The 25,037-nt window shown below is 55.2% G+C and carries 21 protein-coding genes and 1 riboswitch; of the genes, 2 read left to right on the top strand and 19 right to left on the bottom strand.

Features of this window, described 5'->3' with window-relative positions; translation table 11 throughout:
- Window positions 1-51: 51 nt before the first annotated feature.
- The 7 genes from ACK8P7_RS01770 to ACK8P7_RS01740 all read right to left on the bottom strand — a co-directional run bounded on the left by ACK8P7_RS01770 (window position 52) and on the right by ACK8P7_RS01740 (window position 10,247).
- Window positions 52-1,023 (bottom strand): substrate-binding domain-containing protein, encoded by a 972-nt coding sequence (locus tag ACK8P7_RS01770; RefSeq protein ID WP_410042503.1) that lies wholly within the window; start codon window positions 1,021-1,023, stop codon window positions 52-54.
- Between the two features lie 276 nt (window positions 1,024-1,299).
- Entirely contained in the window at window positions 1,300-2,142 is an 843-nt protein-coding gene (locus ACK8P7_RS01765; protein ID WP_410042502.1) for an SDR family NAD(P)-dependent oxidoreductase, read from the bottom strand.
- A gap of 301 nt (window positions 2,143-2,443) precedes the next feature.
- A complete protein-coding gene (locus ACK8P7_RS01760) occupies window positions 2,444-2,665 on the bottom strand; it encodes a hypothetical protein (protein ID WP_410042501.1) in 222 nt (73 codons plus the stop codon).
- Window positions 2,666-3,237: 572 nt separating this feature from the next.
- Window positions 3,238-4,857 carry a Na+/H+ antiporter NhaC family protein gene (locus ACK8P7_RS01755; protein ID WP_410042500.1) on the bottom strand — a complete coding sequence of 540 codons (1,620 nt, stop codon included), beginning with the start codon at window positions 4,855-4,857 and terminating at the stop codon, window positions 3,238-3,240.
- 201 nt (window positions 4,858-5,058) lie between these two features.
- Window positions 5,059-5,230: riboswitch (Lysine riboswitch) on the bottom strand.
- A 67-nt stretch (window positions 5,231-5,297) separates the two neighbouring features.
- On the bottom strand, window positions 5,298-7,121 hold the full coding sequence (locus tag ACK8P7_RS01750) for a coproporphyrinogen III oxidase family protein (RefSeq protein ID WP_410042499.1): 1,824 nt from the start codon (window positions 7,119-7,121) through the stop codon (window positions 5,298-5,300).
- A 70-nt stretch (window positions 7,122-7,191) separates the two neighbouring features.
- The gene (locus ACK8P7_RS01745; RefSeq protein WP_410042498.1) at window positions 7,192-7,887 is read right to left on the bottom strand and encodes an MBL fold metallo-hydrolase; all 696 of its coding nucleotides are present in this window, start codon (window positions 7,885-7,887) and stop codon (window positions 7,192-7,194) included.
- A 101-nt stretch (window positions 7,888-7,988) separates the two neighbouring features.
- Entirely contained in the window at window positions 7,989-10,247 is a 2,259-nt protein-coding gene (locus ACK8P7_RS01740; RefSeq protein ID WP_410042497.1) for a RelA/SpoT family protein, read from the bottom strand.
- Between the two features lie 314 nt (window positions 10,248-10,561).
- Between ACK8P7_RS01740 and ACK8P7_RS01735 the strand changes: the two genes are divergently transcribed.
- Window positions 10,562-11,002 (top strand): CBS domain-containing protein, encoded by a 441-nt coding sequence (locus ACK8P7_RS01735; RefSeq protein ID WP_410042496.1) that lies wholly within the window; start codon window positions 10,562-10,564, stop codon window positions 11,000-11,002.
- A 214-nt stretch (window positions 11,003-11,216) separates the two neighbouring features.
- Here ACK8P7_RS01735 and greA read toward each other — a convergent pair whose 3' ends face one another.
- The 9 genes from greA to ACK8P7_RS01690 all read right to left on the bottom strand — a co-directional run bounded on the left by greA (window position 11,217) and on the right by ACK8P7_RS01690 (window position 18,962).
- Window positions 11,217-11,720: a transcription elongation factor GreA gene (gene greA, locus ACK8P7_RS01730; protein WP_410042495.1), complete on the bottom strand. Its 504-nt coding sequence runs from the start codon at window positions 11,718-11,720 to the stop codon at window positions 11,217-11,219.
- The gene (locus ACK8P7_RS01725; RefSeq protein ID WP_410042494.1) at window positions 11,720-12,250 is read right to left on the bottom strand and encodes an adenine phosphoribosyltransferase; all 531 of its coding nucleotides are present in this window, start codon (window positions 12,248-12,250) and stop codon (window positions 11,720-11,722) included. The genes greA and ACK8P7_RS01725 overlap by 1 nt, the downstream gene beginning before the upstream one ends.
- A gap of 93 nt (window positions 12,251-12,343) precedes the next feature.
- Window positions 12,344-12,901, bottom strand: a complete 558-nt coding sequence (locus ACK8P7_RS01720) for an NUDIX hydrolase (RefSeq protein WP_410042493.1) — start codon at window positions 12,899-12,901, stop codon at window positions 12,344-12,346.
- Complete coding sequence (locus ACK8P7_RS01715) at window positions 12,885-14,213, bottom strand: hemolysin family protein (RefSeq protein ID WP_410042492.1); 1,329 nt, start codon at window positions 14,211-14,213, stop codon at window positions 12,885-12,887. Before ACK8P7_RS01715 ends, ACK8P7_RS01720 begins: the two co-directional genes overlap by 17 nt.
- Window positions 14,214-14,378: 165 nt before the next feature.
- On the bottom strand, window positions 14,379-15,236 hold the full coding sequence (locus ACK8P7_RS01710; protein WP_410042491.1) for a sugar phosphate isomerase/epimerase family protein: 858 nt from the start codon (window positions 15,234-15,236) through the stop codon (window positions 14,379-14,381).
- Entirely contained in the window at window positions 15,233-16,441 is a 1,209-nt protein-coding gene (locus ACK8P7_RS01705) for a glycoside hydrolase family 88 protein (protein WP_410042490.1), read from the bottom strand. The genes ACK8P7_RS01710 and ACK8P7_RS01705 overlap by 4 nt, the downstream gene beginning before the upstream one ends.
- 3 nt (window positions 16,442-16,444) lie before the next feature.
- Window positions 16,445-17,134 (bottom strand): carbohydrate ABC transporter permease, encoded by a 690-nt coding sequence (locus ACK8P7_RS01700; RefSeq protein WP_410042601.1) that lies wholly within the window; start codon window positions 17,132-17,134, stop codon window positions 16,445-16,447.
- Window positions 17,061-17,312, bottom strand: coding sequence for a hypothetical protein (locus ACK8P7_RS01695; protein WP_410042489.1), 252 nt, complete (start codon window positions 17,310-17,312; stop codon window positions 17,061-17,063). Before ACK8P7_RS01695 ends, ACK8P7_RS01700 begins: the two co-directional genes overlap by 74 nt.
- 75 nt (window positions 17,313-17,387) lie before the next feature.
- Window positions 17,388-18,962 carry a glycoside hydrolase family 28 protein gene (locus ACK8P7_RS01690; RefSeq protein ID WP_410042488.1) on the bottom strand — a complete coding sequence of 525 codons (1,575 nt, stop codon included), beginning with the start codon at window positions 18,960-18,962 and terminating at the stop codon, window positions 17,388-17,390.
- 498 nt (window positions 18,963-19,460) lie between these two features.
- On the opposite strand from ACK8P7_RS01690, the gene ACK8P7_RS01685 reads away from it, so the two are divergent.
- A complete protein-coding gene (locus tag ACK8P7_RS01685) occupies window positions 19,461-20,693 on the top strand; it encodes a 6-phosphofructokinase (RefSeq protein WP_410042487.1) in 1,233 nt (410 codons plus the stop codon).
- A 52-nt stretch (window positions 20,694-20,745) separates the two neighbouring features.
- Here ACK8P7_RS01685 and fsa read toward each other — a convergent pair whose 3' ends face one another.
- From fsa to ACK8P7_RS01670, 3 genes are all read right to left on the bottom strand, one after another.
- On the bottom strand, window positions 20,746-21,408 hold the full coding sequence (fsa, locus tag ACK8P7_RS01680; protein WP_410042486.1) for a fructose-6-phosphate aldolase: 663 nt from the start codon (window positions 21,406-21,408) through the stop codon (window positions 20,746-20,748).
- Window positions 21,409-21,422: 14 nt separating this feature from the next.
- Window positions 21,423-23,408 (bottom strand): transketolase, encoded by a 1,986-nt coding sequence (gene tkt / locus ACK8P7_RS01675; protein WP_410042485.1) that lies wholly within the window; start codon window positions 23,406-23,408, stop codon window positions 21,423-21,425.
- Window positions 23,409-23,598: 190 nt separating this feature from the next.
- On the bottom strand, window positions 23,599-24,963 hold the full coding sequence (locus tag ACK8P7_RS01670; protein WP_410042484.1) for an MATE family efflux transporter: 1,365 nt from the start codon (window positions 24,961-24,963) through the stop codon (window positions 23,599-23,601).
- Between the last annotated feature and the right edge of the window lie 74 nt (window positions 24,964-25,037).

Here is a 25,037-nt window from a genome sequence, read left to right as displayed (position 1 = left end):
GATTTCCTTATCTAAGTGAAGTCTCAACGTTTCATCTTTCACAGGATGGAATTATGCCAGGTCGGACCAGTCGGTGGTGTCACCTACATAGATGTCCTTTACCTGCTCGGAAGTAAGATCATCGACCGGGTTGTCGTTATTTACCACAACGGCGATACCATCCATCGCGATGACCTGACCCTGTGCACCCTTGGCGGTCTCCTCATCCTTCAGATCGCGGGAAGCCATACCGATATCACATACGCCCTCGATGGAAGATGTAACACCAGTGGTGGAATCCGACTGCTGAACCTCTACGGTTACATCACTGTTGAGTGCCTTGTATGCCTCTGCCAGCTTCTCCATCACCGGTGTAACAGAGCTGGAGCCTGCGACGGTGACCTTACCGCTCTTACCAGATGCTGTATACGCGCCCTGGTTGCCCTGGGAGATATAACCGTTGTCCTCAACGACCTTCTGGCCTTCCTCGGAGAAGATGAAGTTGATGAAATCCTGTGCCACATCGGAAACCTCACCGGTGGTGACGATGTTGAACGGACGTGCGATCTTGTAGGTGCCATCCTTGATGTCATCTACGGTTGCGGCTGCGCCGTCGATCTTCAGTGCCTTTACGGAATCGTTAAGAGATCCGAGGGAGATGTAACCGATGGCCTGCTTATCACCTGCGACGGAGGTGATCATAACCTCGGTGGAGTTGGTGATCTCTGCGTCATCGGTGGTGTAATCGACCTTTTCACCGGAAGCATCCTTCTGCTCTACACCGAAAAGCTCGATGAATGCGCCTCTGGTACCGGAACCATCCTCACGGGAGATGACATCGATGGCACCCTCCATGGAAGCGCCGGCTGCCTCGGTCTGTGCCTCGCTTGCTGCGGCCTCGGTATCTGCGGCTGTGGTATCTGCGACTGCCGCTGCAGTTGTGTCTGCAGCTGGTGCAGCGGTCTCTGTGGTGCTCGCGCCACATGCGGTCATCATCGACATCACCATCACAGCGGCAAGTGCAAGCTTGTTTGACTTCTTCATAATTTTTCATCCTCCTGAAAGTTGCGAATCGTCTGGGCAGCCATTTCATCGGCTTCTGTATGTTCTGTAATCCCCGTCGATTCCTTTTTTCTTTTTACTTATATTTGGTTTTCTTGACTACGCCTACATACTAGAGGACTTTTGTAAAGTCGTCCCTCACCCTTCTGTAAATTTTATGTAAAAAACTCCGAAGGGCCGGTAACGAAACACCAATGGTGTTGTTACCGGCCCTCCGGAGTTTTCTGCGGAAAAGCAGCAGACATCATGTTCTGTTTTTCAGACGCCCTGGTAGATGTGGAAGCCGCCGTCGATCGGGAGGATGGTGCCGGTGACGAAGCGGGAGCCGCGTGGGTCGACGAGGTAGAGGAATCCGCCGACGAGGTCTTCGATTCTGCCGAAGCTGCCCATCGGGGTGCTGTCAACGATGTGCTGTGTGCGTGGCTTTGGAGTGCCGTCTTCGTTATACTGAAGGGCGTGGTTCTGTGTCGTATGGAAGAAGCCTGGTGCGACGGCGTTCACACGGATGCCGCTCTTTGCGAAGTAGATCGCACACCACTCAGTGAAGCTGGCGACACCGGCTTTTCCTGCGGAGTAGCCTGGGATGCGGGTCAGCGGATGATACGCGGACATCGAGGAGATGTTCACGATGTTCGCATTCTCCTGGCCCTTCAGTACCTCACCGAAGACCTGGGTCGGCAGCATGGTGCCGTAGATGTTGAGGTCGAGCTCACGATGCACATTCTCGAGATCGATGGAGAAGAAGGTATCCTCTCCCTCGGCGGCCTCGCAGAAGTAATCCTGCGGAACCTGCGCGGACTTCACGGCGCCACCGGCACAGTTCACGAGGATGTTGAGGTGACCGTAGTGGGCGAGGATTTCTTCGCGGGCGGAGATCAGACTTTCCCGGTCGAGTACATTCGCAGACACCGCCATGGCCTCGCCACCATCCGCCGCGATTTCCGCCACGACCTTTTCTCCGTTCTCCCTGCTTCTGCCGAGCACGGCCACCTTCGCGCCACACGCTGCCAGTGCGCGTGCATACATGCCGCCGATGACACCGGTGCCGCCGGTCACCACGGCCACCTGTCCGCTGAGATCAATCTTAAATGGTACGTCCATCGTTTCTTCCTCCTGCCATTCTCTGTAGAAATCATGAATCTGCTGTCATTATGCACTACCCGTTTCCAGATGTCGAGCGTTAAATTATTAACCGGTTTACCGTGCGTAATTTCGTGCTTTTGCTGAAATCACAAGCCTCGTTCACCAAGCCCGAAAAGGCAGCCTTCACAGCGAGACCACGCAAAAGAAAACTGCTCCGCGCATCTGTCTTCTGCAACAGATACACGGAGCAATCATCTATAGGGGTTATCAATTTAAGAAAATATCAACTATCATCATGCAGGAATCGATCCAGACGCCTTCAGGCATCTACATAATGTACCACGATACCGCATGCCACGATGCCGACCATGGCTACGAAGAAATACTGTAAGCACTGCGCTGCTGCCGGAAGACCTGCACTCATCAGCAGTCCGCTGAGAAGCAGTGTGACACATGCAACCACGATGGCTCCTGCCTCGAATGTAACCAGGAGCTCCGAAACGAAATCCATAAATCCATTGATTCTTGACGTATCGTTCATAAAAACATCTCCTCTCGACCATGCTCTCATGACCACGTACAGCAGACAGCTGCTGTCATGAAAAAATCCTGTGAAACATCCTGTGGGAATGGTTCTCATTCCTTCTATTTATATTGTATCGTATTTTTTTCAGTTGTGAAGAGCTTTATATGAATGATAAATTTCTTTTATAGCACCGATTAATCGAAGTTATTCTACGCGCACATTTGTCCGCAACACGCGGACAAATCGTAAATTTCAAACTACACCGATCAGCCAGAGCCCCGGAGGGCCGGCAACAGAAACCATACGGAGAGGTCGTGAAGAATCAAGCCGTGGCCCCTTAGCGGCACTTGGTGCTATCTCTCCTTGGAACCCTCTGCTTGGAACCCTCTGCAATGCTGAGTTTTCATCAAGAAAACTCAGTGATTGCAGAGGGCCTAGTGCCGCTTAGGGTCCCGGCTTAGAGTCTTCCGAGCTCGCAGTACTGTGTTTCGGTTGCCGCCCCTCCGGGAGCCTGGCGTAGTGATATCATCCTGCCATAGAAAAAGCGGCCCTCCTATGAGAGCCGCTTTGATCATTCAGTGCGCTGTTTATTCTGATTCCTTACCGGTGGCGTGACGGAACGCAAGCATCGCGAGAAGCAATACGACGAAGCCGGAAATCAGTCCGGAGACCGCATGCTTCGTGAAACCAGCCACGATATAAGCGATCGCCGAGGAAAGTGCCGCGGTCAGCGCATACGGGATCTGCGTCGATACATGGTTGATGTGCAGGCACTGTGCGCCGGCACTCGACATGATGGTGGTATCGGAGATCGGTGAGCAGTGGTCACCACAGACCGCACCGGCCATGCAGGCCGACATGGAAAGGATCATCATGTTGTGGTCGATGCCCTGGAAGCAGGCTACGACGATCGGGATCAGGATACCGAAGGTGCCCCATGAGGTACCGGTTGCGAAGCTTAATCCGATGGCGATCATGAAGATGATAACCGGAAGGAACTGCAGGAAGTTTTTCGCAGAGCCCTGTACGACACCGGCGACGAACTCCTTTGCACCGAGGCTGTCGGTCATGGCCTTCAGAGACCATGCGAGCGTGAGGATCAGGATGGCCGGAACCATCTGCTTGAAGCCCTCCGGCAGGCAGTCCATGCACTCGTTGAAGCTGAGTACGTTACGGATCAGATAGAACGCAAGGGTGATGACCAGTGCGCAGAAGGAACCGAAGACGAGACCGACGGAGGCATCCGAGCCGGCGAAGGAATCGATGAAGCTGACACCACTGAAGAAGCCGCCGGTGTAGATCATACCGATGACACAGCAGATCACGAGCGAGAAAATCGGAACCAGCATGTCGATGAGGTGTCCGCCCTCTCGTCTCGCCTCGTCGGCCGCATTCTCGAACGGACGCTCCGGCGTGGTATAGAGATCGTGGTGCTCGATCGCATTGACCTCATGCTGGTGCATCGGGCCGAAATCCACCTTCAGGGCCACCATCAGGATCATCATCGCGATGGTGAGCAGTGCGTAGAAGTTATACGGGATGGTCTGCAGGAAGAGGCTCATGCCGTTCTCTCCCTCGACGAAGCCGGACACGGCCGCCGCCCAGGAGGAAATCGGGGCGATGATGCAGATCGGTGCCGCGGTGGAGTCGATGAGGTACGCCAGCTTCGCACGACTGATCTTATGCTTATCGGTCACCGGACGCATGACGGAGCCGACCGTCAGACAGTTGAAGTAGTCGTCGATGAAGATGAGGCAGCCAAGGGCGATCGTGGCGAGCTGTGCGCCGGCCCTCGTCCTTATGTGCTTCGATGCCCAGTCACCGAACGCGGCAGAGCCACCACTGCGGTTCATGAGCTGTACCATCGCACCGAGGATGACGAGGAAGCAGAGGATGCCGACATTATAGCTGTCGGACAGAACCGAGATGATACCATCGACGAAGATGTGGTTGATGGTGCCCTCGAAGTGATAACCGGAAAACAGGAGCGCACCGGTCAGGATACCGAAGAAAAGGGAGCTGTATACCTCCTTCGTGATGAGCGCGAGTGCGATGGCGATGACCGGCGGCACGAGCGCCCAGGCGGTCTGCTGCACCGTATCAGCGGTGGTGATGAAGCCGGCGACCACGATAAACACGAGGACGACAGCGATGGCGGTCAGCGATGCGAAGCGGTTGCTTCGATGCTCTCTGTCTTTAAACTGCATAAAATCTCCTTACCGGGGCGCGTGCCCCTCTGCTCCCTCCCGGGAGAATCCTGGGTAGACAATAGCCGTTTCGCAGAACAGTTTCGGCCCCGCCGGGCTCTGGTCTTAAGAATTTTGTAAGGGGGTCAGACCCCCTTACGAAATTCTTAAGAAAAAGGCAGTGATTTCATACGAACCACTGCCTCATAAATATGCATTCTATGAAACAATAGCTCCAACACATTTCTGTGAGAGTCTGCCGTCTCTTAAACGGCAGCCCAACTCGGTGCGTGTGCATCACACTCCGGTTTCGGCGTCTCATCCTTTCACTGCATCTCATGGACTATGCGGTCTCCATGCAGCTACTGATAATCAACGCGCCTCTATTGTCAACCTGTTAAATTTTCATATGCATCGCAACGCGATACATGCATGCATTATATGCTTTCCTATTATATCCGTCAATCCTTAAAAAGGGCGAATAAGCTCTTCTTTCGCTCGATAAACTTGTCGATATGGTCGAGATAGTCCGGAATCGACTTGCCGTTATCGCAGCGCTCCACCCGTTTATGGTAGAGATCCCCATCACGGGACGGCAGGACGACCTTCGTGCTCGTGCCGGCGCCACAGCCGACGACGGTATGCTTCTCCTCCATCATGAGGATGTTATAGAGGCATTCCTTGCCCTCCTCGCAGTACCCGACGTTCTCGAGATTGCCGGCCATGTTCTTCTGCCGGTAGAGATAGTACGGCTTCATCCCGAGGAGCTCTGCGGTATACTCCGAGGCGAGCATCATGCGCGTGATCTCCGGATAGCGGAAGTCGGCCACAGCAGCGTTCTCCTGCTGCTGCGTCTCCGCGAGGATCTCGTGCTCGTCACCCGCACGGTACACACCGGCCCAGAAATCGCGCTCGAGGGTCAGCCGCGCCGCCCGCTTGATGGCGAGGCTGTGTACGGTCAGGCTGTCCGGCCGGAGCCGTCCGATCTCCGAGAGCGTATGCGTCACCTCCGGGAGCTTCTCGCCCGGCAGGCCCAGGATGATGTCCATGTTGATGTTTTCGAAGCCGAGCGAGCGTGCGAGCGCATACTTCTCGATGACCTCCTCCACGCTGTGCTTTCGACCGATCAGGTCGAGGGTCTTCTGGCAGAAGGTCTGCGGGTTCACCGAGATCCGGTCGACACCGGCCGCCTTCAGAATTTCCAGCTTCTCCCGCGTGATGGAGTCCGGTCGTCCTGCTTCGACCGTGAACTCGACGATGCCCGGCATCCCCGTCACGGTATGCATCCACGGTGCCTCGTCCATGTCCGCCGCTGCCGGCTTCGCCAATGCTTCCGCCGTGCCATTGTCACGCTGCGCTTCGTCTGCAACAGGCGCTGCGTTTGCACGCAGGATGGAGACATTGGCCTCCCCACAGATCTCGTGGACAAGATCCATCAGAACCTGCAGCCAGTGCTCGTCGAGGGCCGTCGGCGTGCCGCCGCCGATGTAGATGGTCTGCAGCGGTCGATGAAGCTCGCCGCACATATGCTGCACGGTGAAGCGGAGCTCCTTCCGGAGGTTCTCCATATAGTCGCCGAGGCGCTTCTCCCAGGCGTCGATCGTGTTGCTGAGGAAGGAGCAGTAGAGGCAGCGGGTCGGACAGAACGGGATGCCGATATAGAGGCTCCAGCCCTCTTTATAGTTCCGGCCGGTGGTCTCGCGGATGCGATCGAGGATGCGCTGCTCCCGGACCGCGATGTCGACCATGAGATCGAGCTTCTCTCCGCGGATGCAGTACTCTCGCCGGAGATCGGCACGGATCTTCCGGAGCGCCTCCTCCGGGAACGTATGCCCTGGCAGTGCCTCCAGCAGCGGGCTCACGAGGGACACCGGACGGATACCGGTGAGGTCACCCCATGGGAGCTCCTTTCCGGTCATGCCGACCAGGGTATCGTAGAGCTCGGCCTTAATGACGGACTTATCCTCCTTTCGAACACCGGTCAGCGGAAGCGCGGCGGCCTCTACGGTGAAGCTCAGGCGGATGCTGTCCTCCTCCATCCCCTCCGGGGTGACCTCGGAGGCCATACGGGCACGGTTCTTCGTGGACTTTTTATTGACGGCGGTTACCTCACCGGTGGCCTGCGCCTGCTTCAGCGCGTTTTTCTCCTCCTGGGTGGTGTTCGAAAAATGTACGCCCTCCGGGGTCCGGATCTCGAACTCCTCCCCCGGATAGAAGGCCTGCACCAGCTCCCGGATGTCCTGCTCATAGCCTGCTGCGATACTGTCTAAAACTAATCGGATCAATGTTTCTACCTCTTCATCCTGTACGCGTAAAAGGACAGGTGCGGTGATGTCAGCGCCTGCCCTTCTCAATTTAAAGATTCACCCTGCCTAAGAATACCGCCGGGTTGTACTTCTGCTCGTTTCCGATCGAGCTCTGTGCCTCATGGCCCGGGAATACACTGGTATCCGCCGGGAGCACCAGCAGCTTCTCTACGATGCTCTTCACGATGGCTTCCTGCGATCCGCCCGTGAAGTCGGTGCGTCCGAAGGACTCCTTAAAGAGCGTGTCACCGGAAAACAGCACCGGATAGATCTTCGGCTCCGTCGCGCCCTCCGGCTGGAAGGACAGTCCGTCTGCGATATAGAAGCAGCAGGAGCCCGGCGTGTGGCCCGGGGTTTCCAGCACCTTCCACTCCCGACCGAGGTGGTGCAGGGTATCGCCGTCCCGGAAGGTCTCATATTCCCCCGGCTGCAGGGTGACCTCGACGCCGAAGTTTCCGCTCAGGTTCCGCTTCGGATCTGCAAGGGTCTCCGCCTCATCTGCACAGGCGAAGATCTTTATGCCGAAATGCTGCGCCACATCCTTCGCCGCCATGATATGGTCGAAGTGGCCGTGGGTGAGGAGGATCGCCTCCGGCTTCAGATGGAGCTCCTCCTCGATGATTCTGATGATATGCGGTGCGTTCGCTGCCGGATCGATGATGACGCAGGCACGCGTTTCATCATCGTAGCAGAAGTAGACATTCGTCTGCACCACGCCGGTTACATATTTTGATACTTTTAACATGATCCCTCCGGGATTTACAAAGTAGCCTTGCCGCTGGCAAGGCTTTGAATACGTTCGCCACTAGGGCATCACGGTTGTGCACTTTCAGCGCACAACCGTGATTAACCTTGTGCTCTTTCTATATCAATCACGCCGCTGATTTTACGAAGCTTCGAAACCAGTGAGCTGAGTTCTTCTTTGTTATGGATGTCGAAGGAGACGGTGATCGTCGCCTTTTCGTTTTTGCCGACACGGGAGGTCAGGGACTTGATGTCGATGTTCGCATCGGTCAGTACCTTCGAGACGTCGACGAGGAGGCCGACACGGTTTGTCGTAAAGATCTCGAGCTCGGTTGCGTAGGTTTCCTGTGCGTTATCGGACTGCCACTCGGCCTCGATGAGGCGGGCCTTCTCGTCCTCCGGCAGGTTCATCATATTGATGCAGTCCGTGCGGTGGATCGTGATGCCACGGCCACGGGTGACGAATCCGACGATTTCATCGCCCGGCACCGGCGAGCAGCACTTCGCGTAGCGCACGGCGAGATCATGAATGCCCTTCACCACGATACCGGACTTCGACTTCCGGATGACCTCCGGCTTCTTCGTCATGCCCTCGATGTTGTGCAGGATATCCTCGTCCGAGACATTGGCCTCATCCGACTTATGCTTTAGCTCGATGAGCTTCGCGATGACCTGGGACTCCTTGAGCCCGCCACGGCCGACGGACGCCAGCATGGACTCCCAGTCGGTGTAGCTGTAACGGCGGATGACGCTCTCGACATACTCCGGCTTCGTCAGCTCGCTGAGCGTGTAGCCCTTCGACTTCGCATAGTTCGTGAGGAGGTCCTTACCGCGCTCGATATTCTCGTCCTTCTGCTCACGCTTGAACCACTGGTTGATCTTGTTCTTCGCCTGCGTCGATTTGCATATCTTCAGCCAGTCACGGCTCGGACCTCTCGAGTTCTGCGAGGTGATGATGTCGACACGGTCGCCGTTCTTCAGCTGATAGGTGACCGGCACCAGCTTGTCGTTGACCTTCGCACCGACCATCTTGTTGCCGACCGCTGAGTGGATCGCATACGCAAAGTCGATCGGGCAGGAGCCGGCCGGCAGGTTCTTGACATCGCCCGTCGGTGTGAAGCAGAAGACGTTCTCGTTAAAGAGGTTCAGGTCGGACTTGACCATGTTCATGAATTCCTTCGAGTCGGACTCGTCCTTCTGCCACTCGAGGATCTCATGCAGCCAGTTCATCTTCACATCTTCCTGCTCGCTGGCCTTTTCCTTCGATCCGCCGGACTCCTTATACTTCCAGTGCGCTGCGATACCGAACTCTGCCGTACGGTGCATCTCGAAGGTACGGATCTGGATCTCGAACGGTACACCGTCGGAGCCGATGACCGTCGTATGCAGCGACTGGTACATGTTCGGCTTCGGCATCGCGATGTAGTCCTTGAAGCGGCCCGGAATCGGAGTGTACATCTTATGGATTACGCCGAGCGCCGCATAGCAGTCCCGCACCGTTTCCACGATGATACGGATCGCAAACAGATCATAGATCTGGTCGATGGTCTTATTCTGGTTCACCATCTTACGGTAGATGGAGAAGAAGTGCTTCACACGGCCGCTGATCTCGGCATCGATGCCCGACTCCTTGATATGCTTCGAGACCTCAGAGACAATGTTTCTGATCCGGGCTTCTCTGGCTTCCTTCTTCAGGTTGACCTTCGCCGCGAGATCATAGTAGATATCCGGCTCGAGGTACTTCAGCGACAGATCATCCATCTCGATCTTGATCTTACTGATACCGAGACGCTCCGCGAGCGGTGAGTAAATCTCGAGGGACTCACGTGCCTTCTCCTTCTGCTTCGCCGGCGTCTGGTACTCCAGGGTCCGGAGGTTATGGAGACGGTCGGCGAGCTTGATGATGATGACACGGATATCCTTCGCCATCGAAACGAACATCTTTCGGAGATTCTCCGCCTGCATCTCGACCTTATCGGTATTGAGATTGAGCTGTGTCAGCTTCGTGACGCCATCGACGAGCAGCGCCACATCCGGATTAAACTCCTTCGTGATTTCATCGAGCGTCATGCCGGTATCCTCGACGACGTCGTGCAGAAGTCCCGCGGCGATGGTTTCCTTATCCATCTGGAGATCGGCGAGAATGATCGCAACACAAAGAGGGTGAATGATGTATGGTTCACCCGATTTCCGCTTCTGATCCTTATGCTGTTCCTTCGCTACCTGATAGGCCTTCTCGATCATCGTGAGATCATCGGATGGATGATATGCCCGGATGGCCCTGATCAGTTCCTTATATAATTCCTCCGGTGGTGTGTTATCCGCAGGTCTCTCCAGTACTACTTCTTCCTCTGTCATCATAGCGCTATCCTCATCATGAAGTGCTGTTCCGCGCAGACAGATGCGCTGCGCACACTTCTCTTTATAAACATATAGTCAAATTTAAATTTTACTATCAGTATGGAATAATGTCAAAAGATGTATCGATTTTCGGCATATCCAGGCGCTGTTCGCGCGTCGTATGCCCGGCTTCGCATGTACTTCTGCATCACGCGCCGCCGCGCCTTGTACAAATATCCATACAATCTTTATGAATTTTTAACGATTCCGTCATAGCTTGTACATACCTTTCGGTTAAAATAGATATAGAATCGAAAACAAATGGAGGACTTTTCATGAATATTCTTTTCTTCCTGACTCCGAAATGTGATGTTGCATATCTCGAGGAAGATTATACACTGCGGCAGGCGCTCGAAAAAATGGAGTTCCACCGCTACTCTACCATCCCGATCCTGACGAAGGACGGCAAATACTATGGCACCATGACCGAGGGTGACCTGCTCTGGGAAATCAAAAACGATCTCCACATGGAGCTGAAGGACACGGAAAAGATCCGGGTGGCCGACATCCCGATGAAGAATCACTATGAGCCGGTGAAGGTCAACGCCAGCATGGAAGATATCATGAAGCGCGCTTCCCGGCAGAACTTCGTTCCGGTCGTCGATGATTCGGACCACTTCATCGGTATGATCCGACGGAAGGAGCTGATCAATTATCTCTACGAGCATTCCGACATCAAGGATGCCCTTCTCGACGCCGTAAAAAAGGTCATCTGATCGATTTCTTTTTCACGGACAATCCCGGCAACGCATCGTCGGTCAATGTAAACGATCCGTGGGGCACGTACCCACCCATCTAAAAGAGGCTGCTGCAGGAATCCGCCGGCAGCGGTTCTGATGTACATCAGATTCCGCCGCTCAGGATTCTCTGCAACAGCCTCTTTGCCTGTTCTGATTTTCTTTTCGTCCGCCTGCTTCGATCTGACACGGCTTAGTATGCCTTGATCTGATCATCCGCCGATTCTCCGGTGTTTTCGATGTTTCGGATGATGACATCATAGCTGATGCCGTTCTCCATCCGGACGGTACAGCGGTCGCCGACCTTATGTCCCATGATGGCACGTCCGATCGGGGATTCGTTCGAGATGAGTCCGTGAATACTGTTTCCACGAATCGAGGTGACGATGCGATAGGTCTCCTCCTCATCATCCTCCTCGAAGTACAGGGTCACGGTATTATTGAGCCCGACCTCGTCGTCCTTCGACGAATCATCGATGATCCGTGCGAAGCGAAGAACCCGCTCCAGATAATTGATACGACCGTTGTTTTCACGATTGGCCTTCTTCGCAGCATAATACTCGAAGTTTTCCGAGCGGTCCCCCTGCGCGGTTGCCTCCGCGATTTCCTTCGTGATCTGCGGACGGAGCACCAGCTTCCGATGGTCGATCTCGGCCTGGATCTTCTCGACGTCCGACTTCGTAAGCTCCTGTCCCATCACTTACCCTCGTAGGTGATCAGGGAGGTCAGCGGATACTTCCGAAGCTGATCACGACCGTTCAGTCCCGCAAGCTCCATCACGACAGCGATCTGTGCCACTTCACCCTGGAGCTGCTCCACCAGCTTGCAGGCAGCAGCGAGTGTACCACCGGTTGCGATCAGATCATCGACGATCACGACCTTCTCGCCCGGCTTGATCGCATCCTTATGGATCTCGATCTCTGCCTGACCATACTCGAGATCATACTTCGCAGAAACGGTCTCTCGCGGAAGCTTGCCCTTCTTACGCACCGGCACGAAGCCCTTATGCATCGCATACGCGATCGCGGTTCCGAAGATGAAGCCTCTGGACTCCAGGCCCAGCACCACATCGAAATCCACGCCCTCCAGGGCCCTGATGAGACCATCCACCGCATCCTGCAGGCCGTCCGGATCCTGTACCAGGGATGTGATATCACGGAACATGATGCCCTTCTGTGGGAAATCCGGAATGGTCAGTACATAATCTTCCAAATGCTCTCTCTTCATAACGTCTCCTCGCTTTTCGTTTCATACTATACCGGCGATGACTCGCCGTACAGACGGATCGGGGCCTGCAAAGAAGCCCCGTCGCATCATCGCTTAGTTCTTATGGTACTTTGCTGCATAGCTCATGATCGCGGCGACGGTCTTTCCATCCGTCATCTTCCCATCATAGATCAGCTGCTGCAGATCCTTGAGCTCCCAGGCCTCGACCCCGAGCTCCTCATCCTCATCCCAGTGAACCTTTCCCTTCTCGAGATGATCCGCCACATAGATGCCGATCTTCTCATCGAGAAAGGCGATGGTCGTATTGACATACAGCAGGAAATCGAGGTGATCCGTCTTATATCCGGTCTCCTCCTCGAGCTCACGCATCGCACACTCCTCAAACGGCTCGTCCTCCCGATCGCGCTTTCCCGCCGGAATCTCCAGGGTATAGCGGTCGAGTGCATGACGGAACTGGCGCACCATCAGGATACGACCATCCGGAAGCACCGGCAGTACCGCAGCGGCGCCCTTATGATGGATGAAGTCCCAGTGGGTCTTATGCCCGCCGACATCCACATAGTCATCATAAACGGTGATGACCTTGCCCTGATATGCAAGCTTCCGCTCGATCAGCTTTACCGGTTTCTCTGCATTATTTTCGTTCAACATAACTGTTCTCCTGTGCTTCCGCACTCTCCTTCACTTTCTTCCGGACGATCGTCTTTCCGATGCGCCGGTTCTTGATGTAGGCAACATCGACATTCAGTTCATCCGTCTCGAGATGGAAGGAGCTGCCATCATCCGGCACGGTACCGATGATGCCCATCAGATAACCGCCGAAGGTATCCGCATCCTCCGTCGGGATGTTCACCTTCAGCTTTTCGTTGACATCCTCGATGTCCGCCGTGCCGAGTACGATCCACTCGTTCTCGCCGATCGCTTCGATCGGATCCGGCTCCGGTACTTCATCCTCATCCTGCAGATCACCCACGAGGGCCTCGATCAGATCATGCACGGTGACGATGCCGGTCATACCGCCGTACTCATCGATGACGATGGCGTAATACTTCCGTGTGCGCTTCATCGTCGCGAAAAGATCCGAGACCTTCATGTTCTGCGACACGAAGAACGGCTTGTCGACCGCGTTTTTCATGACATTTCCACGGGACTGATCCGGCAGGCGGAAATAGTCCTTCGTATCGAGTACACCGACGATATCGTCATCATCCTCTCCACAGATCGGATAGATCGCATAGCGATGGCTGTAGATCGTCTTCCGCCACTGCCGGTCCGTGTCCTCGAGATACAGCATCGCCACATCCGGACGGTGCGTGCAGACATCCTCCACGGTCAGGTCGTTAAACTCGAAGACGTTCTGGATCATCTCGTTCTCGACGGTTTCGATCGTACCCTTCTCGGTCCCCTCATCGAGCATCAGCTTGATATCCTCCTCGGACACCTTCTCCTCGACATCCTCTGGTCGGATGCCCAGCATGCGCAGTACACGATTGGTCGAAGTGGTAAGAAGCCATACGAACGGGGCGAAAATCGTCGATGCCAGCTCCAGGATGCCGGCGATGCTGAGTGCGATCTTCTCGGTATAGGCCTGTGCCAGCCGCTTCGGAACCAGCTCGCCGAACACGATGCTGACATAGGAAAGGATCATGGTGATCAGGATGATCGCGACGTTCTCGATGACCTCCCGTGCAACCGGAAGTCCGGTCAGCAGAACCACATCGGTGAGTGGCTTCGCGAAGCTGTCCGCCGCAAACGCCGACGACAGGAATCCGGCCAGCGTGATCGCCACCTGAATCGTCGACAGAAACTTCGCCGGCTCGACGGTCAGCCTGAGCAGCTTGTCTGCCCGTTTATTCCCATCCTCACTCAGCTTGCGAAGCTTCGCATCACCGACCTGCAGCACGGCAATCTCTGCGCAGGAAAAAAGTCCATTAATCAGAATCAGCACAATCAGCAGTAACAATCGTCCAACCATAAATTCACTTACCACCCTCCGCGTGGCACCACCCAACGTTCCCGTGCCCGTTTTCCGGCACTCATCTATCCACCATATCGCAAAGGGCACAGAAATACAAGCCCCTTCTTGCGGACAGCCGCTCAGGCAGGGCCCCGGAGGACCCTGCCTGCGTCAGATGGCGTACTTCTCGTACATGGCCTGGAGATAAGCGCAGTCCGCTGCATAGCGGTCTGGAGAAGAATTCTCGAGGGTACCGATGATGTACGGCTTCCACTGTGCTACCTGCCGCATCAGCTCTTCATAACAGAAGATACCCTCGCCCGGATGACGGTACTTCTGGTCCTCGCCCTCGAAGACACAGTCCTTCAGATGGAGGGTCGTGATGCGGTCGCCATAGAGCGTAAAGGCCTGACGGATCAGGGCATTCTGACCGGTCGGGTCGTGCGCAAGCTCCGGGGTGATGAGATTCACCGCATCCAGGATGACGTCGAAGTTTACGGAATCGATGTCATCGAGGAAGCGACGCATCATCTCCGGTGAGCGTAAGGTGTGGTTATACACGCTCTCAACGCCGACCATCACGCCGAGCTTTTCCGCCGCATCGCGGATTCGCTTAAAGCTGTCCAGTACACGCAGGTAGTTTTCCTCGGTATAGGTTTCCGGTACGACCTTCATCTCCGGATCGGCGCGTCCGGTTTCGGTCCCCACCATGTCTGCGCCGATCAGCTTCGCATACTTCATATGCTCGATGAAGCGCTGTACCTGCTGAAGCCGCTTCTCCTCATCCGGATGGGCCGGATTGATATAGCAGCCGAGGATGGAGACATGGAGGTCCCGCTTCCGTAACTCCGAAGCGACATAATCGCCGAGGCCTGCACTGAAATGGCCGACGGAGGTATCCACATCGGAAAAGCTCTTATTCATCGCGAGGTGAATATAGTGGATGTGCAGCTTCTGCACCTCATCCAGCACCTCGCACACACTGCCCTTCGGACAGATGTCATGTACACGCATACCAAACTGAATCATCTTTTCTCCTTTATACTGGTGTCGACGGTTTTACGATACTGTACCGGCGTATGGCCGGTGGTCGTCTTAAATACCTTTTCGAAATACGTGATGTTTCCGAAACCGCAGAGATCCGCGATTTCGGTGATGGAACGGTCGGACTCCCGGAGGAGCTGCTGCGCCTTCTGGATCCGGATGTAGGTCATATACTCGACGACGGAGAAACCGGTGACGTTCCGGAAGCTCCGGGTCAGATAGGAGCGGCTCATGAAGAAGCGCTGGGCCAGCTCCTCGAGCGAAACGCTCTCGTGGATATGGGTCTGCAGATAGAGTGCGACCTCATGTACCTTCTGATGCACACCCGTCTTCACGACGGTTTCCGGTATGACTTTCTGGTTTGCCTCGAGCTCCGCATGGAGCAGCCGGCGTCTCGCCTTCGCGAGGTCCAGCAGCATGTGCTGGAGATGTACTCTTTCGGCCCCCATCGGAAGATCCTTCATGATCTCCAGTACATCGACGAGGCCCAGGATGAACCAGCCCTCCGCACGCAGCCAGAAGTTCGGGCTGCAGCCGGTGTCCGGATCTGCCCAGTACATCTTCCGGGAGGCATCATAGCCATGATAGTAGAGACCGGTTTTCGGGTCCCGCATCCTGATCTCAACATTGGCGATCTGACGACAGATATACTCACAGTCCTTCTGTGCGTCGAAGCACTTTTCGTACTCCATATAGAACGGAAGGGCCATATAGATGCCGTCGAGCCAGACCTGGTTCGGATAGATCAGCTTATGCCAGAAGTTCCCCTCCGGGGTCCGTGGCATGGTGCTGAGCTGAGAGCGTACGAGCTCGAGGGCCTTCCGGTACTTCTCTTTTCCGGTGAGATCATACAGCGTAAAAAGATTCTTGGCCGGGTTCACATTATCGAGCGAGTACTCCGCCGGATCATAGGTACGGATGCGGCCATCCTCCTCGACGAAGCCGCTCAGGAAGCGGTCCGCGAAGTCAAGAAAACGTGCCTCGCCGGTGATCTCATAGCGCTCGAGAATGCCGGTGATCATGCAGCCGTCGATATAGTTCCACTTGTTGCTCTTCCAGCTTCGGATCATCTCGAGATTCCAGGCCGGATGCTCGGAATCCGAGTGGTCCATGAGATAGTCGATGTACTCATCAAGAAGCTGTTCGGTTGCTGCCCGATCCCCCTGAAGGTGATGTCGTTTCTGATCCATTGCTTACCCCTTTACAGAACCCGCGGTGACACCATCGATGAACTGATCCTGTGCCAGGAAGAAGACAACGAGGGACGGGATGATGGAGATCAGGGACAGCGCGAGGATACGGTTCCAGGAGAAGCCGGTATCTGCATCCATGGACATCTTTACGAAGATGGCGGCCGGATAGCGCTTCGGCGTGGAAACGTAAAGCAGCGGTCCCATGAAGTCGTTGGTGGACCACATGAACTGGAACAGTGCCGCAGAGGTCATGGCCGGCTTCAGCACCGGAACGATGACATGCCAGAGGGTACCGAGGGCGGAGCAGCCATCGATCTTCGCCGCCTCATCGAGCTCCTTCGGGATATTGCGAAGGAACTGGATCAGCATGAAGACGAAGTAGGTATCCTGTGCGAAGAGCGTCGGCACGATCAGCGGAAGGTACAGCGGGGAATCTACCCAGCCCCATTTGTTGTACATGATGAACTGCGGAACGTTCAGTACGACGTTCGGCAGGAAGAGGATCGCCATCAGAAGCATGAACATGAAGTCATGACCCTTGAACTTGAAACGTGCGAAGCCGTATGCCGTAAAGGTGCAGGATACGATGGTCAGGATGACCTTCGGGATGACGATCTTATAGGTGTTCAGCATGGAGGTCCAGATATTGATATCTCCGCCGTAGCCTTTCAACAATTCGAAGCGTTGCATTGCCACTGGAAGCCTCCTGTGCAGCTGCCGTCGTCGCAGCTGCAGCCTCCGCCGCCTTTGTGATCTCTGCGGCGGCCTGTGTGGTGGATCCGGAATCAGAAGAACCACATGCGGCAAGTCCGAGCACCATGGATGCAGCGAGTGAACCTGCAAGTACCTTTGTGAATGACTTTTTCATATTTACCTCCTTGGGAGCCGCTCTGCAGCTCCTCTGTATAAAGACCTTTCGGTCCAGGTTGATGATTTTATGGTCTCAGTTGATCGAGACATGGACGCTGTCATAATCCAGCACGTCCTGAAGCACCGGCTCGGTATCGTCGGAGCCTGTGATCTCGACATTCTCGAGGGTGAGACGCTTTACATTTCTCGCATAGATGGCTCTTCCGCTCATCTCCGGGAAGTGATCCATCATGATGGTCTGGCGCGGCTTTCTCTCCGATTTCGGGAGGAAGTCGACCTTTATGTTCTTGAGAACGATGTTCTCGATGTAGCGCTCCGGCAATCCATACGCCACCAGCATACAGGCATCGGCGCCGGTACATGTGATATTCTCGGCCCGGATCGTTCCGATCGTCGGGGTCTTATCATCCACCGGATGGAAGCTCTGGTTCTGTACGTAGTCGCTGTGACCGTCCGGATCGCAGAAGTAGAACATATTGAAGGTGAACGGCATGTGCACGTCCTTCATGATGATGTCGTGGAAATATACCCCATCATACCGTGTTTCCGGTCCGCGACCGCGGCGGGTCTTGATCCGAAGTCCCCGGTCCGTCCCATCGAAGATGCACTGTGCCACCTCGACGTTGATCACGCCACCGGCCGCTTCCGAGCCCACCGTCACACTGCCGTGTCCTCTTTCGAGGAAGGAGTTCCGAATCGTGAAGTGATCCGAGATCTTATGATGGTTCTGACTCATATAGTACTTTCCGGACTTCAGGGCGATACAGTCATCGCCGACAGAAATCTTCGTACCGAGGATCAGGATATCATCGCAGCTCTCCGGATCGAAGCCGTCTGTATTCGGCGAATCGGATGGGTTCCAGATTGTGATGTTGTAGACGCCGATATGATCGGTATAGTACGGATGGACTGTCCAGCTCGGGGAATTCTTCACCGTGATGGACTGAAGACGTACATGGCGGCAGTGATTCAGGAAGATGGTGTTCGGACGCCATGCGGTTCGCATCACCTTCGGATTCTGCCACCAGTCACCCTCGGCACCGCCACCATCGATGTGGCCCCGACCGACGATGTCGACGTGCTCTGCACCGATCGCCGAAATGAGGGAGGCGAAGGAGGTCTCCGGGTTTCCTTCCCAGCTCGCGAGATTATACTCGCACGTTCCATCCGTCGTCTTCGTCATACCCGGCATCAGCGGATAGTGATTCCGGTCCGGATCGCCCTTCAGCACGGCCCCCTCGTCGAGCCATAAGCTCATGTAGCTCTTCAGGAAGAGTGGCCTCGACAGGTAGGTTCCTGCCGGCACGTACACGGTTCCATCCTTCGGACAGGCACTGATCGCCGCCTGCAGGTAAATCGTGTCATCGGTCTCACCGTCGCCATGGGCACCGAAGCTCCGGACATCGAGCAGCACCGACTCGGCTTCCGTATGGAAGGACTGTGTCTCCTCTCCATCCTCTGTCCTTAAGCTCAGGGTATAATCACTGTCCGGCTGAAGACCATCGACCGTGAGAACGTTCAGCGTCGATCGCGCACGTTCCTCACCATCGAGGAGCACACTGTACTCCTCCGGTGCATAGCAGATCGTCTGATTGTCACATTCGATAGTGACGCTCCGCTTAAACACCGCCTGGATCGTGAATTTCATGTCTTTTCTCCTGTGATCAACTAGTCAAATCTTTAACGTTATGAAATATCACCAACAAGTTTCGTAACTTGGCTTAAGTATACGAGCAAATATCACAGAATGCTTATATAAAAGGACCTTTTTTACACGCACTTATCTGATCGGACACTCATCTGGCATTAATTCACCATTTGTAAGCGCTTTTTTATGGATTTTCATATCCGAAAGCTTGAGCAAGTATGATAAAGTCTTATAATAGACAGGACAATGTCTAAGATATTTATACAAATGGCGCTGCCGATCGCGGCGCGGCGGCCGCCGAATATGCGCTTGAAAAGGTCGTCTCTTTTGCAGTAAAGAAGGAAAAAGTATGATATACTGACAAATCGGGGCCTGCATCACGCATATCTCTGGAAATCCATCGTCGGTACAGCGTACCGGGGCCCGTCCGAATCATCATATATAGTATGCCATGCCTTAGCATCATCTGCAGGTATGCACCGTTTTGAAGGAGAAGCTATGGGAAAGAAGCTTTTAGTCGCACAGTCCGGCGGACCGACGTCTGCCATCAACGCTACGCTGGCCGGCGTCATCGAGGCCGCGATCCGAAACCCGGAGGTAAGCGATGTGCTCGGTGCACGCTATGGTATCCAGGGCGTGCTGCGTGAGCAGTTCCTGGATCTGAGCGGTATCGAACACATCGAGGACATGCTCGCCACCCTGGCCGTGACCCCGGCCGCCGCACTCGGCTCCTGCCGCTTCAAGCTGAAGGATCCGGCGCAGGACCCGTCGGAGTTCGAGGAGCTCATCCGCATCTTCCAGAAGCATGAGATCGGCTATTTCGTCTATATCGGCGGAAACGACTCGATGGATACCGTCTGGAAGCTCTCGGATTATATTAAGAAGCATAACATCCCGGACATCGTCGTGGTCGGAGCGCCGAAAACCATCGATAACGACCTCTTCGGCATCGATCACTGTCCTGGCTTCGGTTCTGCCGCAAAGTATATCGCAACTTCCATCTCCGAGCTGGAGCGTGAGCTCGAGGTATACGATACACCGTACGTCATCGTCGTCGAGATGATGGGCCGGAATGCCGGCTGGCTGACGGCAGCGGCCGCACTCGCCGAGAGCGCAAACAGCAACGTTCCGTATCTCATCTATCTCGAGGAGCGTCCGTTCGATCTCAATGACTTCATCTCTGATCTCCGGGGCGAGCTCGCGGTCGGCAAGGACGTCATCGTCGCTATCAGCGAGGGTATCCGTGACCGAAGCGGAAAGATGATCTGCGATTATGCTGATCGTGACCAGTCGACGGATGCCTTCGGTCATACCATCGCGACCGGTGCCGGCAAGGTGCTGGAGAACGCGATCCGCTCAAACATCGGCTGCAAAGTGCGCTACATCGAGCTGAATCTCCTGCAGCGCTGCGCAGGCCATCTCCTCTCCGAGACCGACATCACGGAGTCGACCGAACTTGGTCGCAATGCTGTCCGCCTCGCTGTCGATGGACAGAATGGCGTGATGTCGACACTGACCCGTACGTCGAATCACCCGTACAGTGTAGCCTACGGTGCCGCGGACATCGCCGACATCGCGGATCGGGAGAAGAAGGTCCCGGACAGCTGGATCACCTCCGAGGGCAACGGTGTCACCGAAGAAATGCTCGAGTATCTGCGTCCGCTCGTGCAGGGTGAGCGCTCCTGCAAGTTCGAGAACGGCATTCCGAAGTACGTCGTCTTTGATAAATAACGCTTAAAAGAAAATGGGGCTGTCGCTCGAGCGACAGCCCCATTTTCTTTTATCAGTTCTGTTTTCCGAATACGGCTTCGTAGTCTTTGCGGAAGCGCTCGATGCCGATGTCGGTGAGCGGATGCTTCACCATCTGCATGAGTACCTTGAACGGAACGGTGGCGATATCTGCACCGGTCTTCGCACACTCAACGACGTGCATCGGATGACGTACGGAGGCGCAGATCACCTCGGTCTCGATATCCGGGTACATCTGGAAGATATCCTCGATGTCCTGGATCAGGGCGATACCGTCGGTGGAGATATCATCGAGACGGCCCAGGAACGGGGAAACATAGGTCGCACCGGCTCTGGCTGCAAGCAGTGCCTGGGATGCCGAGAAGACCAGTGTCACATTCGTGTGGATGCCTTCCGCTGAAAGCACCTTGACGGCCTTCAGTCCCTCGGTGGTCATCGGAATCTTCACTACCATATTCTTATGAATCTTCGCGATCTCACGGCCCTCGGCGATCATGCCCTCAGCATCCGTCGTGCTGGCCTTCACCTCACCGGAAATCGGACCATCGACGATCTCTGTGATCTCCTTCAGGGTCTCCATGTAATCTCTTCCTTCCTTTGCGATCAGGGAAGGGTTGGTGGTGACACCTGCGATGATCCCCATATCATTCGCTTCACGAATCTCATCTACATTTGCCGTATCAATAAATAATCTCATATTGTTCACCTCCTTCAGAGGCTGTTTACAGTTTCCACGACATTCTCCACCGTGAAACCGAAGTGCTTAAAGAGAACCGAGCCGTTGCCGGACGCACCGAAGCCATGCATGCTGACGACCTTACCGTCCAGGCCGACATACTTATACCAGCCGAAATCGGAAAGTGCCTCGATGGCGACTCTCTTCCGTACGCTGTTCGGAAGTACCGACTCCTTATACGCCGCATCCTGACGATCGAAGGCCTCCATGTTCGGCATGGAAACGACACGTACCTTCTTTCCCTGCGCGCCGAGCTCTGCCTTCGCCTTCACCGCGAGTGCGACCTCGGATCCGGTCGCGATCAGAATGTACTCCGGTGTGCCCTCACAGTCATCGATGATGTAGGCACCCTTCTCTACCTTACGCGCATCCGCACCCGGCAGCTGCTCGAGGTTCTGTCTCGTCAGCACGAGGGCCGTCGGACGATCCTTCGCTTCCATGGCCATCAGCCATGCGCCCTCCGTCTCGGTACGATCGCAAGGACGGATGACATCGAAGTTCGGAATCGAGCGGAGCATCGCGAGCTGCTCGATCGGCTCATGGGTCGGGCCATCCTCACCGACACCGATGGAATCATGGGTCAGTACGAAGATCTGTGGAATCTTCATCAGCGCGGCCAGTCTCGCCATCGGCTTCAGATAGTCACTGAAGACGAAGAAGGTCGCCACGAAGGTACGAAGACCGCCATGGAGCAGCATGCCGTTTGCGATACCGGCCATCGCCATCTCACGAACACCGAAGTGGATGTTCTTTCCTTCCGGCGTCTCCGCGCTGAAGTAGCTCTCGCCCTTCATCTCGGTCTTCGTGGAAGGTCCGAGATCCGCTGAACCGCCGAAGAGGTTCGGAAGCTTATCCTTCATGTAGTTGATGACGACACCAGAGGAGGCTCTCGTCGCCTCTGCCTTCTCGGCCTTTGCGAAGAATCCGGCATCCTCACGAAGTGCCTTCACATCCTCATCCGAGTGGTAGCGGGCCCACAGCTCCGCCATCTCCGGGAACTTCGCACAGTACTCGTCGAAGAGCTTCTTCCAGGCATCCTCTGCCGGCTGCTTCGCCTCCGCGAGTGCCTTATAGTGTGCGTATACCTCCTCCGGCACATAGAACGGCTCCTGAGACGGCCACTCCAGCGTCTCCTTCATCGCCTTTACATTCTCCTCTCCGAGCGGCTCGCCATGGGCTGCTGCGGAGCCCTGCTTTGCAGGACAGCCGAAGCCGATGGTGGTCTTCACCTTGATGAAGTATGGTGCGGAATCATCCTGAAGCGCTGTATCCAGTGCGGCTGCGATCTTCTGAAGATCATTACCGTCATCCACCTCGAGGGTCTTGAAGCCGAAGGCCTCGGCACGCTTTACCACGTCCTCACGGAACGCGATGTCTGTGGAACCCTCGATGGAAATCTTATTCGAGTCATAGAGCACGGTCAGCTTGGAAAGATTCCAGGTACCGGCCAGTGACAGTGCCTCGGAGGAAATACCCTCCATCAGATCGCCATCACCTGCGATGACGAAGGTACGGTGATTGACGATCTCATAGCCCGGCTTGTTGAAAATCGACGCCAGGTGCTTCTCTGCTGCCGCCATACCGACCGCCATACTGATACCTGCGCCGAGCGGTCCGGTCGTCGCCTCGATACCGACCGTGTGGCCATACTCCGGATGGCCAGGTGTCAGGGAACCGAGCTGACGGAACTGCATCACATCTTCCTTCGTGAGCCCGAAGCCGAACAGGTGAAGCAGGGAATACAGCAGCATGGAGCCGTGTCCGCCGGAAAGAATAAAGCGGTCTCGATCCTCCCATGTCGGATCGACCGGATTGATGTTCAGATAATGTGCCCACATTTCATAGGCCATCGGTGCCACACCGAGTGGCAGTCCCGGGTGTCCAGAATTCGCCTTCTGGATCGCATCTGCTGATAAAACGCGGATGGCATTTACGGCCATCGTTTCCATATCTTTCGTCATGATATATCCTCCACCTTTACTTACTAAAGCATAGAACCTGCGCCATGCTCCTGTATTCAGACATAGCTGATTTCATTTTAAAACGCAAAGCCTGTTATAGCAACTATGTATTTACAGGATACTGCCTTTTGAATGTTCAAAAAACAGTTCAGGCAGGGGACCCGGAGGGGTTCCCTGCCTGAACTGTACGTTATGCGCTCGTAGGATACTGCTTCTTCAGCTTTTTCAGGCAGTGATAGAAGCACGGAATCAGGAAAGCATCTGCAAAGATCCACGCAAGAGGTGACGCAAAGCAGGACGCGATGTAGCCGAGCCACGGAACGAACACGAAGCCGACCAGTCCACGGGCCACCATCTCACAGACACCGGCGAGAATCGCAAGGCCGGAGAAGCCCATGCCCTGGATCGTAAAGCGCCAGACATTGACGATGGTGAGCGGAATATAGAACGCCGCATTGCAGACGAGGAAGAGATGCGCATTTGTGATGACCTCCGTTTCACCGGCATCCACAAACAGCTTCGGAATCTCTCCACCGAAGAAGATCAGGATCACACAGATCAGCACCGAATAGATGGCGCCCTGGATTGTCGCGGAACGCACGCCCTCACGGATACGATCGAAGCGGAGGGCCCCGACATTCTGACCGGCATAGGTCGCCATGGTCGCACCGAGTGAATCGAAGACGCAGCAGACGAAATTACTGATACGCTGGCCAGCCGTGATGGCCGCCAGGGCGATCGCGCCGAGACCATTCACTGCGGTCTGCAGGATGACAGAGCCGATGGCCGTAATGGAGTACTGAAGGCCCATCGGGACCCCCATACCGAGCAGGGTCAGCACCTTCTCACCATCCGGCTTCAGCTCCCCCGTCTCGAAGTGGAGAACCGGGAATTTATATACCATATAGACGAGGCACAGCACGCCGCTCAGCCCCTGTGAGATGACGGTCGCATACGCCGGTCCCTCGACTCCGAGCCCCATGAGACCGATGGAGATATAGTCGAGCAGGATATTGAGAAGTGCTGCAAAAATCAGGAAATACACCGGCGTTTTCGCATCACCGAGGGAACGGATGATGCTGGCCGTGATGTTGTAGAGAAAAATCGCCGGTGTCCCCAGGAAGATGATGAAGATATAATCGAAGGCATAATCAAAGATCGAGGCCGGCGTATTCGTGCCGATCAGGATGCTCTTCGTCAGTGCGCCGATCACCACGGTCATCAGCACGGAAATCGCCACCGTGAGGTAGATGATCTGCGCAACGTACTTTCGAAGTCCTTTAAAATCCTGCGCACCGAAACGCTGCGCGACCGGAATCGCGAAGCCGGCCGTCACACCGATGACGAAGCCATTCACCATGAAATTGATCGCACCGGTGGAGCCGACACCGGCCAGCGCATCGACGCCCAGAAAACGACCGACGATGATGGTATCCACCATGCTGTAAAACTGCTGAAAAAGTGTTCCGAGCAGCATCGGAATCGCAAATCCCAGAATCAGCTTCGTCGGATTTCCGCTCGTCATGTCCTTCATGCTTGATTTTGTAGCCATCATTCCCCCTGTTGTTCAGCTGCGCTCTTCGCTGTGCCAGTGAGCATGCTCGTTCGTCCCAGCGTGATGCGCCTCAT

Source organism: Oribacterium sp. P9, from assembly GCF_046365365.1.
In the GTDB taxonomy this organism is placed as follows: Bacteria; Bacillota; Clostridia; order Lachnospirales; family Lachnospiraceae; genus Oribacterium.
Note: the sequence above shows the minus strand (reverse complement) of the source record. Positions and strands in the feature narration are given on the sequence as shown.

Coding starts and splice junctions, on each gene's coding strand:
- ACK8P7_RS01670 (WP_410042484.1), bottom strand. CDS start 24,963: ATGATGGCTACAAAATCAAGCATGAAGGACATGACGAGCGGAAATCCG.
- tkt (WP_410042485.1), bottom strand. CDS start 23,408: ATGACGAAAGATATGGAAACGATGGCCGTAAATGCCATCCGCGTTTTA.
- ACK8P7_RS01725 (WP_410042494.1), bottom strand. CDS start 12,250: ATGAAGAGAGAGCATTTGGAAGATTATGTACTGACCATTCCGGATTTC.
- ACK8P7_RS01710 (WP_410042491.1), bottom strand. CDS start 15,236: ATGATTCAGTTTGGTATGCGTGTACATGACATCTGTCCGAAGGGCAGT.
- ACK8P7_RS01690 (WP_410042488.1), bottom strand. CDS start 18,962: ATGAAATTCACGATCCAGGCGGTGTTTAAGCGGAGCGTCACTATCGAA.
- ACK8P7_RS01705 (WP_410042490.1), bottom strand. CDS start 16,441: ATGGATCAGAAACGACATCACCTTCAGGGGGATCGGGCAGCAACCGAA.
- ACK8P7_RS01770 (WP_410042503.1), bottom strand. CDS start 1,023: ATGAAGAAGTCAAACAAGCTTGCACTTGCCGCTGTGATGGTGATGTCG.
- ACK8P7_RS01720 (WP_410042493.1), bottom strand. CDS start 12,901: ATGTTGAACGAAAATAATGCAGAGAAACCGGTAAAGCTGATCGAGCGG.
- fsa (WP_410042486.1), bottom strand. CDS start 21,408: ATGAGATTATTTATTGATACGGCAAATGTAGATGAGATTCGTGAAGCG.
- ACK8P7_RS01700 (WP_410042601.1), bottom strand. CDS start 17,134: ATGCAACGCTTCGAATTGTTGAAAGGCTACGGCGGAGATATCAATATC.
- ACK8P7_RS01765 (WP_410042502.1), bottom strand. CDS start 2,142: ATGGACGTACCATTTAAGATTGATCTCAGCGGACAGGTGGCCGTGGTG.
- ACK8P7_RS01755 (WP_410042500.1), bottom strand. CDS start 4,857: ATGCAGTTTAAAGACAGAGAGCATCGAAGCAACCGCTTCGCATCGCTG.
- ACK8P7_RS01695 (WP_410042489.1), bottom strand. CDS start 17,312: ATGAAAAAGTCATTCACAAAGGTACTTGCAGGTTCACTCGCTGCATCC.
- ACK8P7_RS01685 (WP_410042487.1), top strand. CDS start 19,461: ATGGGAAAGAAGCTTTTAGTCGCACAGTCCGGCGGACCGACGTCTGCC.
- ACK8P7_RS01760 (WP_410042501.1), bottom strand. CDS start 2,665: ATGAACGATACGTCAAGAATCAATGGATTTATGGATTTCGTTTCGGAG.
- ACK8P7_RS01745 (WP_410042498.1), bottom strand. CDS start 7,887: ATGTTAAAAGTATCAAAATATGTAACCGGCGTGGTGCAGACGAATGTC.
- greA (WP_410042495.1), bottom strand. CDS start 11,720: ATGGGACAGGAGCTTACGAAGTCGGACGTCGAGAAGATCCAGGCCGAG.
- ACK8P7_RS01735 (WP_410042496.1), top strand. CDS start 10,562: ATGAATATTCTTTTCTTCCTGACTCCGAAATGTGATGTTGCATATCTC.
- ACK8P7_RS01740 (WP_410042497.1), bottom strand. CDS start 10,247: ATGATGACAGAGGAAGAAGTAGTACTGGAGAGACCTGCGGATAACACA.